General features: G+C 62.0%; 10 protein-coding genes and 1 pseudogene. 8 read left to right on the plus strand and 3 right to left on the minus strand.

The genetic code is table 11. The annotated features are described in order from the left end of the window. Positions 1-6: 6 nt before the first annotated feature. The 3 genes from GA0061102_RS13090 to cydD form a co-directional block, all read right to left on the minus strand. On the minus strand, positions 7-1,608 hold the full coding sequence (locus tag GA0061102_RS13090) for a cytochrome ubiquinol oxidase subunit I (protein WP_092847858.1): 1,602 nt from the start codon (positions 1,606-1,608) through the stop codon (positions 7-9). Positions 1,609-1,686: 78 nt separating this feature from the next. Continuing rightward, positions 1,687-3,378: a thiol reductant ABC exporter subunit CydC gene (cydC, locus tag GA0061102_RS13095; protein WP_092847865.1), complete on the minus strand. Its 1,692-nt coding sequence runs from the start codon at positions 3,376-3,378 to the stop codon at positions 1,687-1,689. Then, complete coding sequence (cydD, locus tag GA0061102_RS13100) at positions 3,375-5,099, minus strand: thiol reductant ABC exporter subunit CydD (RefSeq protein WP_092847959.1); 1,725 nt, start codon at positions 5,097-5,099, stop codon at positions 3,375-3,377. The genes cydC and cydD overlap by 4 nt, the downstream gene beginning before the upstream one ends. Positions 5,100-5,264: 165 nt before the next feature. On the opposite strand from cydD, the gene GA0061102_RS32595 reads away from it, so the two are divergent. The 8 genes and pseudogenes from GA0061102_RS32595 to GA0061102_RS13135 form a co-directional block, all read left to right on the plus strand. Next, positions 5,265-5,654: a hypothetical protein gene (locus GA0061102_RS32595; protein ID WP_139115056.1), complete on the plus strand. Its 390-nt coding sequence runs from the start codon at positions 5,265-5,267 to the stop codon at positions 5,652-5,654. A 207-nt stretch (positions 5,655-5,861) separates the two neighbouring features. After that, complete coding sequence (locus GA0061102_RS13105; RefSeq protein WP_092847872.1) at positions 5,862-6,296, plus strand: universal stress protein; 435 nt, start codon at positions 5,862-5,864, stop codon at positions 6,294-6,296. Between the two features lie 95 nt (positions 6,297-6,391). Further along, entirely contained in the window at positions 6,392-7,648 is a 1,257-nt protein-coding gene (locus GA0061102_RS13110) for an arsenic transporter (protein WP_092847875.1), read from the plus strand. A gap of 56 nt (positions 7,649-7,704) precedes the next feature. After that, a complete protein-coding gene (locus tag GA0061102_RS13115; RefSeq protein WP_092847880.1) occupies positions 7,705-8,307 on the plus strand; it encodes a TetR/AcrR family transcriptional regulator in 603 nt (200 codons plus the stop codon). Between the two features lie 42 nt (positions 8,308-8,349). Then, positions 8,350-9,327, plus strand: coding sequence for a zinc-binding dehydrogenase (locus tag GA0061102_RS13120; protein ID WP_092847882.1), 978 nt, complete (start codon positions 8,350-8,352; stop codon positions 9,325-9,327). 199 nt (positions 9,328-9,526) lie between these two features. Then, entirely contained in the window at positions 9,527-10,693 is a 1,167-nt protein-coding gene (locus GA0061102_RS13125; RefSeq protein ID WP_245297998.1) for a GGDEF domain-containing protein, read from the plus strand. Between the two features lie 147 nt (positions 10,694-10,840). Then, positions 10,841-13,183: a heavy metal translocating P-type ATPase gene (locus GA0061102_RS13130; RefSeq protein WP_092847893.1), complete on the plus strand. Its 2,343-nt coding sequence runs from the start codon at positions 10,841-10,843 to the stop codon at positions 13,181-13,183. 180 nt (positions 13,184-13,363) lie between these two features. Then, positions 13,364-13,579: pseudogene (locus tag GA0061102_RS13135) on the plus strand (IS110 family transposase); the annotation flags it as partial.

Here is a 13,579-nt window from a genome sequence, read left to right on the forward strand (position 1 = left end):
GGCAGGTCACTCCGCAGCCGGAACGAGGTTTTCGGAAATCAGCTTGGCCTCCGGCTCTTCGTCCGGTCCCGGGCCCTTGCGGATCGCCTTGATCATCAGCGTCATCTCGATGACGATGAGGACCGTATAGAGAGACGCAAAGCCGAGAATGGTCAGAAGCACGGTGCCGGCGCCGAGATTGGAGACGGCAGCCGCTGTCGGCAGCACGCCTTCGATGATCCATGGCTGGCGGCCGAACTCGGCAACCACCCAGCCGAGCTCGATGGCGACCCAGGGAAGCGGGATCGCAAAGACGGCAATCCGAAGCAGCAGCGGATAGCTGTCGAGCTTCCGTCGCGCCGAAAGCCAGAAGAAGACCGTCATCAGCAGGATGAAGAACATGCCGAGCCCGACCATAGTGCGGAAGGACCAGAACAGCGTCGGCACATGCGGAATAGTGTCGCGCGCAGCCTGTGCTATCTGCTCTTCGGTCGCTTGGCGGGGGTCGTTGACATAGCGCTTCAGCAGAAGTGCGTAGCCGAGTTCGTGACCGATCTCCTCGAAGGAAGAGCGTGCCTCGGCGGTGGCGACATCCTGCGAGGCGCCGCCAGAACCGGCCGACTTTGCCGCTCGGATCTTCAGCAGCGCGTCATAGGCCTTGATACCCTGGCGGATACTGTCCTTGGCCTCCGCTTCGAGCTTGTCGATACCGGGGATCTCAGTCGTCAGCGATCGGGTGCCGATCAGGCCCATGACCCATGGAATATGCACGGCATAGTGCGTTTCACGCGCCTCCTGATCCGGAAAGCCGAAGGCGGTGAAGGCAGCCGGTGCCGGCTCGGTCTTCCACATGCCCTCGATCGCCGCGAGCTTCATCTTCTGATGCTCCGTCGTCAGATAGCCGCTTTCATCGCCGAGCACGACCACTGAAAGCGCCGAGGCCAGACCGAAGGATGCCGCAACCGTCATTGAGCGCTTCGCCAGCTCAACGCTGCGGCCCCTCAGGAGATACCAGGCCGAGACGCCGAGTACGAAGACGGAGGCACAGACGTAGCCGGCAGAAACGGTATGGACGAACTTCGCCTGCGCCACTGGGTTGAAGACGACGTCGAAGAAGCTGACGATCTCCATACGCATGGTCTGCGGATTGAGCGCCGAACCCACCGGGTTCTGCATCCAGCCATTGGCGATCAATATCCACAGGGCCGAGAAATTCGAGCCGAGCGCAACGGCCCAGGTGGCGACCAGATGCCCGACCTTCGAGAGCCGATCCCAGCCGAAGAAGAACAGGCCGACGAAAGTCGCCTCGAGGAAGAAGGCCATCAGACCCTCGATCGCGAGCGGCGCGCCGAAAATATCGCCGACATAATAGCTGTAGTAACTCCAGTTCATGCCGAACTGGAATTCCATCACAAGGCCCGTGGCGACCCCGAGCACAAAATTGATGCCGAAAAGCGTCCCCCAGAACTTCGTCATTTGCCGCCAGATCTGACGGCCGGTCATGACATAGGTCGTTTCCATGATGGCAAGCAGCACGGACAGACCCAGCGTCAGCGGCACGAATAAGAAGTGATAGAGTGCCGTCATGGCAAACTGCAGGCGCGATAGCGCCACGATATCAAGTTCCATAGTCTTTCTCCCACCCCCTACGGTGTGTCTGACAGGAATGCGGCGCGATCGGATGCGCCGCGGGTATGCGACTACTCCTCAGTCCGGCCGAAGGCGGTGGAGGAGTGTTTCGAATTCCGATGTGCCGCGCAGCGCGTCGGCGGCGACGCGGCCGCCGTCCAGAAGCAAGATACGGTCGGCCAAAGCCGCCTCGCGACGGATATGCGTGGCTATGACAAGGCTGCGTCCGCCTGCTGCCGACGCCAGCCTTTCAAGCACGGCGCGGGCGGTATCCGCATCGAGGCCCTCGGTCGGCTCGTCGAGCAGCCAGAGCGGAATGTCGCGCAACAACAGCCTTGCGAGGGTCAGCCGGCGCGATTGCCCGCCGGAGAGACCGGCTCCGCCTTCGCCGAGCCTGGCCGAAAGATCATGCGGCAGGGCTTCGATGTCTTCGAGTAGCCCCGCAGTTGCGAGTACCTCACGCAGTCGGCTATCGTCGGCATCGGGCGCTGCCAGTTGCAGGTTACCGCGCACCGTGTCCTGAAACAGCTCGCTACGCTGAGTCAGCCTCGCTGACGGCAGACAAGCAACCGAGCCGCTACTCGTAGCGATCTCGCCCGCCAACAGCGCGAGCAGCGTCGACTTGCCGACACCGCTCGGACCGACGACGGCAAGCCGCTCGCCCACCGCCAGCGACAGGGACAGACCTTGCAGGACCGGCCGCGCCGCGCCCTCATGGCCTGCGACAACAGTTTCGAGTTGAAGGGCGCAGCCAACCTCCGGCCTGGTGATTGCCTGCGTCGCGGCCACCGGCCTCAGCCGCGGTGCGATACGCTTTGCGGCAAGCAGAGTGCGACCAAGCTCCAGCACGCCCCGTCGCATGGCAGCGAAAGGCTCTGTCGCGGCAAACGCTATGAGCAAGGCGAAGGCGGCTGCAGGCGCACCGATCGTTCCCTGCCTTGCAAGAAAGGCGACCGTCAGCAGGGTGGCAGTCAACAGCGATGTCGAGGCTAAGGAGAAGCCAGCTGCGACACCACTATCTATCCGGTTCAGGGCATCGTCTGCCTCTGCCAGGCGTCGATCCGCCTCGTCTACGGCCAGGCGCTGTGCCTGCAACTGGCCGACCATTGCCAGTTCCGCCTGGCCGGCGACGAGATCGATGCTCCTAGCTCGCAGGGCCTCCATCGCATGGGCACGCCGCCGCCCCGGCATCAGAGCCATGCGCCCCGCAGCCAGCGAAAGACCAAGACAGACAGCAACGAGCCATAGCCCCGCAAGGCCGCCAAGGATTGGGTCGATCAAGCAAAGCGCTATGGTAACGGCAAAGGCGGCAAGAATTGCGACAACAGCCGGCACCAGCACACGCAGGTAAAGCGAGTCGAGCGCATCGACATCGTTCGTCAGCCGAAACAACAGCTTTGCCGGCCGGCGGATCATCATCGCGGCAGCGGCAGGTTCCGCCCAGCCGCGAAACAGCCGCTCGCGCAGCGCCGCAAGCACCTTGAGCGTCGCATCGTGGGTGACGATCCTTTCGCCATAGCGAGCCGCGGTGCGCCCGATTGCAAACAGGCGTATGCCTGCCGAAGGAACAAAGACATCGAAGATTATGGCGCTCGCGGCGCTCAGGCCGGCAAAGGCCGAGGCTGTGATGAACCAGCCGGAAAGCCCGAGCAAACCGCCGCCGGCCAGCATCGCCAGAGCCGAAAGAGCGGCGCCGAGAGCGAGGCTTGCCCCACGCTCCATCCAGAACAGTTTGATGATGGGAAGAAGCGTTGTGAGCGAGCGCTTCATGCTGCCACCCTCCGCGCCAGCGTATCCAGGCGGACGATGCGGTCCAGACGTCCGGCCAGCACCGGATCATGCGTGGCGACGATGAGGATACGTCCCTTGGCAAGCGCAAGCAGCGCATCCGTTATGGCTGATGCGGTCTGCGCATCGAGATGGGCGGTCGGTTCGTCTGCAAGGATGATATCGGCTTGTTCATCGACCATCATGCGCGCCAGCGCCAGCCTCGCCGCTTCGCCGCCGGAAAGACCAAGCCCGCCCTCCCCGATTGCCGCGACCCGCTCGGGCGTAAAGACCCGATCGAGACCAACGCTGCCAAGCGCGCCTGCGACCGCATCGCTGTCGATGCCGCTGCGCCCTAGCGCAACATTGCGCATGACGCTGCCGGCAAAGACATGCGGCGACTGGCCGATCCAGGCCATGCGGCGGCGCAGGCTATCTACTGTGTCATCCCGCAGCGGCATGCCTCCAATGCGCACCACGCCCGCCTCGTGCCGCGCCAATCCGGCTATCAGCGACAAGATGGTGGTCTTGCCGGAGCCGCTGGCGCCCCATAGCGCCACATGCTCCCCAGGTGCGACCGAGAGATCGAAATGATCGATCACGGGTTTACGCTCCGGCCCGTGGCGGAAGACCAGGCCTTCGATCTCGATCAAGGCCGGGCCGACGAATGGGCGTGGCTTCGCATCGCTGCCGCCGAGAATGGTTTGCTGCGATGTCCCCAGCTCTTTCAACGCCGCAAGCGCTGCCTCGCCGGCGGCGCGGTCATGCCAGACGACAGACAATTCGCGCAGCGGCTCGAAGAAGGCCGGCGCGAGCAGAAGGATGAAAAGGCCCTGAGTGAGCGTCAATCGGCCTTCCCAGGTGCCGATATCGATCGATCCGAGCAGGCTGAAACCCACATAGACGGCAGTGGCGGCGACGCCGAGGGCGGCGAAGAACTCGAGCACAGCCGAGGACAGAAAGGCGATCCTGAGTACCGCCATGGTACGAACCCGCAAGGACTCCGCGTCCGCCCGCAGTCGCAATGCCGTCGTATCGACGGCATCAAGTGCACGAATGGTGGCAAGGCCGCGCAGCCGGTCGAGTAGAAAGGCGTTGATACCGCCGGTCTCGGCGAGTTGCTGTTCGCTGGCGGCCTTGGCGCGCCATCCGATCAACGCCATGAAAATCGGGATCAACGGGGCACAGAAAGCGAGAACCAGCGCCGCGACCCAGGAAATCGGCAGGATGCAGAGGAGCACGGCTAGCGGCACTACGCTTGCTTTCATCCGGGCGGGACGGAAGCGAGTGAGATAGGGAACGACCGCTTCGGCCTGTTCTCCGAGGACACTGGCGGCCAAGCCGGAGGCGGGCCTGCCGCTATCGAGAGGCGAGCGCTGCGCAAGCGCCGCCGTCGCGGCGGACCGATGCATACTCAGCTCCCGCCGGGCCGCACGGAACGCCAGCCGGCCACCGACGGCATCGAGTGCTGCGCGCAGGATTCCCAGGCCGGCGACGACAGCCGCAGCGACCGCGACATCGGCGACCCCGCCGCCCTTACTGATTGCACCCACACCGATTGCCAGCATGGCGGCCTGGCCGATCCACATCAATGACGAAAGACAGAGGATAGCCGACGCAAGACCCAAACCCGCCCTTCGCCCAATGGGTTGACGAGACGCGGCTCGCCGAACATCTCTGCGCTCCGACGTGCTCGATCCAAAAACCTCGCGTCTCTCCAACATCTCGTCGCTGGCGGAGGAAGCACTCACGTTGGCCCATCCCTTCGAATTCGCGTCATCAAGGAAGGCCCGCCGGTGGATGAAGGCTGAATGATCTGCATCGCAGACATTTATCCCGCGCCGAACCTGGAACACACTTGCCGCAATCGACCGCATCGGAGCGCTAATATGACCGGCTTTTCGCCTCTTGCCAGCGACAAGAATAGCATGGCCGGCTTCGCCGAAGGGTTGATTTCTTCGCAAGCTATTCGCGACATGGTTCTATGCATATTGTGCACTGCGCAAAAGCACACAGGATGTCGCAGGCGTCACCTACGACCATGGCAGATTGACGCAGAAGCTCGTAGTCGAGCTGAAATTGTCAATTCTGCCCATCCCTGGCGTTCACGCGCCAATTTCTCTGGTGACCAAAATACTTTTGCGTCGCAACATTTTCGGCCATTCAAGTGCTTTGCATCGCGCCTGGTTAAACTCTCTGCGCATGGCTTGTTGCAGCGACCGGCACCGATCCGGTCAGGGATCGCCGAATCGCTCACCCACGGCCATAATTGCCATTGAGATACGTTGGATGGCAGCAAACGCCCATCAAGAGAGGTTCAAAGCAGAAGGCTTATGTCACGCGAGCGACGAGCCTTGACGGGCAGATGCATTGCCGAAGTGCCGGACAAACGTATACTTGTGTATACTTGCCCGGACAAATACAGCCTGAGATCGTAACCGGACGTCGCAGGCTGTGCGAGCATTGACGGGTTTAAGGAGATTGGGATGTATGACAGGATTATTTGTGCGATCGGACTCGGATCCCGCGAGCGCGCCGAGCATTTGCTGCGCACCTCTCACACGCTCCTGACACCCGGCGGCGAACTGAGCGTCGTGCACGTCATCGAACTCTTTCCGTCCGGACGCGCAAACCCGGACGAGCGGGCCGTATCCATGATCGGAGAGGCGGAGGAAAAGCTCGAAGCGCTGTGCAGGCGTCTCGGCATCGACGCGACCATCGATGTGCGAAACGGCACCGCATCGAAAACCCTCCTGCTCATCGCCAAGGAGAAGAAGGCCGACTTGATCGTGCTGGCAACACACGCTTCAGATATCTTCGATCGGATCTTCGGCTCGACGACGGAATATGTCATTCGGCACGCCGAATGTTCCGTTCTCATCGATCGGGCCGAAAGATCGGTCGTGGCGGACAAGAAGTAGCAAGGATCGCAGCATGCCGGGCGCCGTCTGACTGCTTGCTTTGCAATTCGAGAATGCTATATGTCCGCCTCCGTCCAGCGTCCAAGACGAGCCGAATGACCGAATCCGCCATTACCTGGGGTATCGCCGGGCTGACTGCCCTGGGCGTCGTCGCGCGCCCGTTCCGGTGGCCCGAAGCGGTCTGGGCCGTTTTCGGCGCAGCCCTTCTCCTTGCCTTCCGGCTGATCGGCCCCGCCGACGTCTGGGCAGGCATATCCAAGGGCTTCGATGTCTATCTGTTTCTCATCGGCATGATGCTTCTGTCGGAGCTTGCCCGGCGGGAGGGGCTGTTCGATTGGGTGGCGGCGATCGCCACCTCCCACGCCAAAGGATCGCCTCGCCGGCTGTTTCTGCTCGTCTATATCGTCGGCGTGGTGGTGACCGTGTTTCTGTCGAACGACGCCACGGCCGTCGTTCTCACCCCGGCCGTCTATGCGGCCTGCCGGGCAGCCAGGGTCAAAGACCCTATGCCCTATCTGCTGGTCTGTGCCTTCATCGCCAATGCCGCCAGCTTCGTGCTGCCGATCTCGAACCCGGCCAATCTGGTGATCTTCGCCGGCGGGGAAATGCCGCCTCTGTCGCGTTGGATGGCAACGTTCCTGCTGCCTTCGATCGTTTCTATCGTCGTGACCTTCGCCTGCCTCTACTGGACGCAAAGACATGCATTGGCGGAAGATACGATCGCGCGCAATGTCGAAGAGCCCGCCCTCTCACATAGCGCCAAGCTCGCCGGATGGGGACTTTTGGTGACGGCGCTTATCCTCATCGGGGCGTCCGCCATGCATCTGGATCTCGGCATCCCAACCTTCGCCGCCGGCGTCATGACGACCATTATCGTCCTTGCTCTTACGCGGCAGAGCCCGATCGAGACCATGCGCGGCATAAGCTGGAGCGTATTGCCGCTGGTTGCCGGACTTTTCGTCATCGTCGAAGCGGTCAATCATACCGGCTTGACCTCGCTCCTCTCCGACAGGCTCGCATCGCTTGCGGCCCAATCGCAAATGCAGGCGGTCGGAGCGGCCGGCCTTTCGGTCGCCATCGTCTCCAACCTCGTCAACAACCTGCCCGCCGGTCTCTTCGCCGGCAGCGCAGTGCAAGCAGCCCATGTTCCCGATGCCATTGCCGGAGCCGTGCTGATCGGCGTCGATCTTGGCCCCAACCTCTCCGTCACCGGTTCGCTCGCCACCATCCTGTGGCTTGCGGCCCTGCGTCGCGAAGGTCTGCATATGGGCGCTTGGGCCTTCCTGAAACTCGGCGCCGTCGTCATGCTCCCGGCGCTGATCCTCTCGCTGGCGGCCCTTTCGCTGATATAGCGACAAACCACTCCCGCATTGTAGACGACCGGTCCATTATTTGTTATCGGACGGCCATGGCGACCAGAAAGAAATCCGATCTGACACGCAACCACATCCTCGAGATCGGGCGAGAGCTCGTGCTGCGCAAGGGTTTCGGCGGCGTTGGGCTCAAGGAACTGCTCGATCAAAGTGCCGTTCCGAAAGGATCTTTCTACTATTATTTTGCCTCCAAGGAGGCGTTTGGCTGCGCCCTGCTCAAGGAATATTGCGCCGACTACGCACAACGCCTCGATACCCTTTTCGGCTGGAAAGGAACCGGCCGTCAGCGGTTGATGCATTATTGGAACGCATGGCTTGCCGACGGTAATGCCGGCAGCCTCGCAGAGCGTTGCCTCGTCGTGAAGCTTGCCGCCGAAATCTCCGATCTTTCCGAGAGCATGCGCGTGATCCTGCTCGGCGGTGTCGACGATCTCCTTCGGCGAATTGCCACCACCCTGACAGAGGGTCGCGAAGACGGCTCGATTGCGCCTTCCTGCGTCCCGGAAAAGATGGCCCGCTCGCTCTACAGCCTTTGGCTCGGCGCGGCGATCCTCGCCAAACTTGGAAAAGACAAAACACCGCTCGATCAAGCCATGCTTGCCACCGAGCAGGCCCTTTCCGCCCCCGGCAGCCTTTGAGCCCAGCCGGGACCAGCACATCAAACATGCAAGGAAACCATAATGCGTAGCGCCATTCACGAAGTCTTCGGCGACCCGGCTGCAGTTCTTCGTCTTGCCGAGATGCCTTTGCCACAACCGGTCGCCGGACAAGTGCGAATTCGCACCATCTTGTCGCCCATCCACAATCACGACCTCTGGACCGTCCGAGGCGCCTATGGCTACAAGCCGATCCTGCCTGCGATCGGCGGCAGCGAGGCGGTTGGGATCGTCGATGCCGCCGGCGCCGGCGTCGATAGCGCGCTCATCGGCAAACGTGTCGTTGCAGCCGGCGTTCACGGCACCTGGGCCGAACAGTTCATCGCACCCGCTGCAAGCCTCGTTCCCGTGCCCGATGCGATCACCGATGAGGCCGCAGCACAGCTCATCGCCATGCCGTTCAGTGCCATTGCTCTCCTTGAATTCCTCAATGTCGAGAAGGGCGACTGGATCATCCAGAACGCTGCGAACGGAGCCGTCGGCAAGACGCTCGCCATGCTCGCGCATAGCCGCGGCGTGCATGCGATTAATCTCGTACGGCGCGACGCCGGCGTCGAGGAACTGGCCGTATTTGGCATCGAAAACGCCGTCTCGACGGCATCCCCGGATTGGAAGACCAAAGTGCGTGCCTTGGTCGGCAATGCCCCCATCCGGGCCGCCGTCGATTCCGTCGGCGGCGTTGCAAGCAACGATCTCGCCGACCTCCTGGGCGAGAACGGCCTGCTGGTTTCCTTCGGCACCGCCGCTGGCAAGCCGATGCAGATCGCGTCGGGCTCGGTCATTTTCAAGCAGCTCACCATCAAGGGCTTCTGGGGCAGCAAGATCAGCGCCGCCATGCCCACCGAGGAGCGGCGGCGACTGATCGGCGAACTCATCACGCGCGTTGCCTCCGGCGACGTCAAGCTGCCGGTGGAAGCTGCCTATGACATGACGGAGATCGCCCAGGCGGTGAAATCCTCGCTGGCCCCCGGCAAGGCGGGCAAGGTTCTCCTGAAGCCGTAATCGATAATGACACGCGCCCTATCAAGGGCTGCCTCCGCCGCGGGCGCCAGGCGGTCCAAGGCGCGTGCCTCCACTGCGTTTTTCCGATCCGGCGCGCATGCGACGGCGCCGACGGCTCTGTTCTTTAGATAGTGATCAGACTTTTGCTTTATCAAGCACAAATCTGTCTGATCAGTTCGGAGTAGCGTTGGTGGATGCCGTGACATTGGAAGAAGTTGACCGTCAAATCCGCAACGGATTTCGGTTCCTTCGTTTCAAGCCGGCGATCGAGAAGCTCTTCCTGCAGGACTATGCGGCAAACCGGGTGAGACTGGCGCCGATATGGGCGGTGGTCGGCACGCTGATCTACGATCTCGTCTATTTTGGCGACCGGACGATGATGGCGGATGTCTTTTCTCAGCTCGTGCTCGTACGATTCGGAATTTTCACGCCTTTTGCGCTATTCAGCGTCATAGCTCTCAGACGTTGGCGGAGTGCGCTGAATTACGATCTTCTCGCAATCTGCGTGGCTGTGCTAGGTGTCTCCCTGCCCATGTCGGTCGCCATGCACAGCGGCAGCCCATATCTGTTCGTCTACCAGAACGGCAATGTCGCGGCCTTTCTGTTCTTCGTCATCGCGCTCAGCCCTCGCTTCGCAACGATTCTCATCGGTCTCGTCCTGATGTGCGCCGTGCAGTTCACGACCACGAAGCTCAGCGGCGCCTTCGACGATATCGTCTATACCGGCATCATCACCTTCTATGTCACGCTCACGATCTTTCTGGTCCTGAGCGCCTACTTTACCGAGCATAAGGACCGACTGAACTTCCTCAATCAGCTTCGTGGCACCCTGCTGCACACCCAGCTGGAGCAAAAGTCGGAACGGGACGAGCTTACTGGCCTCTTCAATCGCCACTCCCTCGACCGCGTGCGCTCGTCGATCTGGCGTGCGAATGGCGAAGTTGCGTCGGTTGCCGTCATCATGCTCGATATCGACAGATTCAAACTGTTCAACGATGTCCATGGGCATGTCGAGGGCGACGAATGCATTCGCGCCGTTTGCCAGTGCATCTCCCGGGAGATCGGAGCCAATGGGACATCCTTCCGCTTTGGCGGTGAGGAAATCCTAGTCTTGCTGCCCGATACCAATTGCGAGGTAGCTTTCGCCATCGCCGAGAGAACGCGGCGCTCCATCGAAGCCCTCGGAATTCGCCATCGCGGGCTCGACGGTCATGTCACGGCCAGCCTTGGCGTAACATGCGGCAAGCCCTCGCAAGCGTCGCTCGAGGATCTCCTGAAGACCGCCGACGCCGCGCTTTACGAGGCGAAACGGGTCGGACGAAACACCGTGACCGTGGGTCGCGCCGCCATGAGACAGCTGCAATAGCGAAGCCGGAATGCCAGGGTAGCATAGGGTTTCAGCGGACTGCCGCCATTCGCGAACGTGTCCTGCAAAAATCTGCAAAATTGCTCTTGTCCCTCTAGTGGCTAGAGGATGTAGCAATGGTTCCGACATCGAAATCGGAACCTGAATATGACTTCGACAACACAACAGAGCCGCTATCGCGTGGAGGGCATGGACTGCGCTTCCTGCGCCTCGAAAATCGACACAGCCGTTCGCCGCCTGCAGGGGGTCGAAGACGTCTCCGTCTCGGTCACCGCAGGCACGATGACGGTCAAGCACCAGGGCGACGCCACCCTCGCCCCAGCCATCGCCAAGCGCGTTACAGGATTGGGCTATAAGGTCATTCCGCTTCCGCAAAGCAGCGCACCAGTGGCGAAGGTGGAAGACGAAAGCCACGCCTGCGGCTGCGGCCATGACCATCATAGTCATCACGACCATTCGTCGCATGACCATGACCACGAAGGGCACGACCATAGTCACGGGCACAACCATGATCATGGACCCGGCGGTCATCGACACGATCATGCAGGGCATAGCCACAAGGCGCAGGACGAAGCCGTCGCCGGCCTCCACGGTCATGACCACGGGCCGACCACCGGACCATGGTGGAAATCGGCCAAGGGCCGGCTGACCATCGCCAGTGGCGTGGCCGTTGCAGCGGCCTGGGCCATCGGCAAGATGGTCCCCGAGCTGGATGCCTGGATCTTCACCGCCGCCATGCTGGTCGGCCTCGTTCCGATTGCCCGGCGCGCATTCATGGCCGCGATAGCCGGAACGCCGTTCTCCATCGAAATGCTGATGACGATAGCGGCAGTCGGTGCGGTTATCATCGGCGCCAGCGAGGAGGCCGCAGCCGTCGTCTTTCTGTTCCTGATCGGCGAACTGCTGGAAGGTGTCGCAGCGAGCAAGGCGCGGGCCAGCATTCAATCGCTGACCGACCTGCTTCCCAAGACCGCCCTTGTTGAGCAAAACGGCAAGATCAGCGAAGTGCAGGCGGAAAGCCTGCCGGTCGGCGCCATCATTCTGGTGCGTCCCGGTGATCGAATCTCTGCCGATGGCGTGATCGTGTCCGGCGAAAGCGCGATCGATGAAGCACCCGTCACCGGTGAGAGCACACCCGTTCGCAAGGGGGCCGACTCTGTCGTCTTTGCAGGCACCGTCAACGGCGATGCGGTGCTACGCGTCCGCGTCACGGCCGCCGCCGCCGACAATACCATCGCGCGCGTCGTCAAGCTGGTGGAGGAGGCACAGGAATCGAAAGCGCCGACCGAACGCTTCATCGACCGCTTCTCGCGTTACTACACGCCTGGCGTCGTGGTTGTTGGCGCGCTCGTCGCCATCCTTCCTCCCTTGCTTCTGGGCGGCGCCTGGGGCGAATGGGTCTATAAGGGTCTGGCGATCCTGCTGATCGGCTGCCCCTGCGCCCTGGTGATCTCGACGCCGGCGGCAATCGCAGCCTCGCTGTCTTCGGGCGCCAGACGCGGCCTGCTCCTCAAGGGTGGAGCCGTGCTGGAGAACATCGGGAAGGTGACAGCTGTCGCCTTCGACAAGACGGGCACGCTGACGGAAGGCAAGCCGAAGGTCACCGATCTCGTCGGCCTCGGCATGGGTGACACCGAAGTGCTGCGCCTAGCAGCAGCGCTTGAAACAGGCTCCAGTCATCCGCTCGCCCGGGCGATCCTCGATCGCGCGTCGGCAGACGGCATCGAAGTCCCATCGATCCTCGACGCGAAGGCGATCGGCGGCAAGGGCGTCAGCGGTACGGTCGATGGTCTTGAGGTTTTCCTCGGCTCGCCGCAGGCCGTAGCGGACAAGGTTTCGCTTGCGCCGGAACAGTCTGCACGGATCGCCGCGCTCAACGACGAGGGAAAGACCGTCTCCGTTCTTCTCGCCAAGGGAAGCGTTGCCGGGCTGCTGGCAATGCGTGACGAACCGCGCGCCGATACCGCGGCGGGCCTGAAGGCGCTCACGGATGCCGGCATCAAGACGATCATGCTGACCGGGGACAACAAGCGTACCGCACAAGCCATTGGCAAGACCCTCAGCATCGAGGTTCACGCGGAACTGCTGCCCGAAGACAAGCAGCGCATCGTCGGCGAGCTGAAGCGCCAGGGCCTTCGCGTCGCCAAGGTCGGCGACGGTATCAACGATGCGCCGGCACTGGCCGCTGCCGACGTCGGGATCGCCATGGGCGGCGGAACGGACGTTGCGCTCGAAACTGCTGACGCCGCCGTGCTGCACGGCCGTGTCGGCGACGTCATCGAAATGATCGACCTCTCGAAGCGGACAATGAGCAATATCGGTCAGAACATCACCATCGCGCTCGGCCTCAAGGGTGTCTTCCTAGTTACCACGATCATCGGCATCACCGGCCTCTGGCCTGCGATCCTTGCCGATACCGGGGCAACCGTGCTGGTCACCATGAACGCCCTGCGCCTGCTCGGCGGCAAGCGCCGACAGATAGCAGCCTAAAGCAATTCCAGGAAAAGTGCGCAGCGGTTTTCCGTCCGGAATTGCGTAAAAACAATAGGTTAGATGGTGTAACGGGCGGAGCCCGGCCAGCCAGGTTTGAATGGCTGGTGGTCGTCCCTCACAATGATGGTGTCGCGGAGTCAGGAGAGACCTGCTCCATAGCATCACGGAGAGACGACCATGAAGCAGTATGCCGGCATCGACGTATCATTGGAATACTCAAGTGTGTGCGTGGTGGATGCGGATGGCCGCATTGTGCGTGAAGCAAAGGTCCACAGTGAACCCGATGCGCTGATCGCCTGGTTTGGCGAGCACGGCGTGGCGATGGAACGGATTGGTCTGGAGGCCGGACCCTTGTCGCAGTGGCTCCATGCCGGAATGACAGAGGCGGGTCTG

It is taken from the genome of Martinezella miluonensis, assembly GCF_900094545.1.
Lineage (GTDB): Bacteria > Pseudomonadota > Alphaproteobacteria > Rhizobiales > Rhizobiaceae > Rhizobium > Rhizobium miluonense.

What these genes read in the sequence shown, in the direction of transcription:
- GA0061102_RS13090 (WP_092847858.1), bottom strand. Translation starts at nt 1,608, where the DNA reads ATGGAACTTGATATCGTGGCGCTATCGCGCCTGCAGTTTGCCATGACG.
- cydC (WP_092847865.1), bottom strand. Translation starts at nt 3,378, where the DNA reads ATGAAGCGCTCGCTCACAACGCTTCTTCCCATCATCAAACTGTTCTGG.
- cydD (WP_092847959.1), bottom strand. Translation starts at nt 5,099, where the DNA reads ATGTTGGAGAGACGCGAGGTTTTTGGATCGAGCACGTCGGAGCGCAGA.
- GA0061102_RS32595 (WP_139115056.1), top strand. Translation starts at nt 5,265, where the DNA reads ATGACCGGCTTTTCGCCTCTTGCCAGCGACAAGAATAGCATGGCCGGC.
- GA0061102_RS13105 (WP_092847872.1), top strand. Translation starts at nt 5,862, where the DNA reads ATGTATGACAGGATTATTTGTGCGATCGGACTCGGATCCCGCGAGCGC.
- GA0061102_RS13110 (WP_092847875.1), top strand. Translation starts at nt 6,392, where the DNA reads ATGACCGAATCCGCCATTACCTGGGGTATCGCCGGGCTGACTGCCCTG.
- GA0061102_RS13115 (WP_092847880.1), top strand. Translation starts at nt 7,705, where the DNA reads ATGGCGACCAGAAAGAAATCCGATCTGACACGCAACCACATCCTCGAG.
- GA0061102_RS13120 (WP_092847882.1), top strand. Translation starts at nt 8,350, where the DNA reads ATGCGTAGCGCCATTCACGAAGTCTTCGGCGACCCGGCTGCAGTTCTT.
- GA0061102_RS13130 (WP_092847893.1), top strand. Translation starts at nt 10,841, where the DNA reads ATGACTTCGACAACACAACAGAGCCGCTATCGCGTGGAGGGCATGGAC.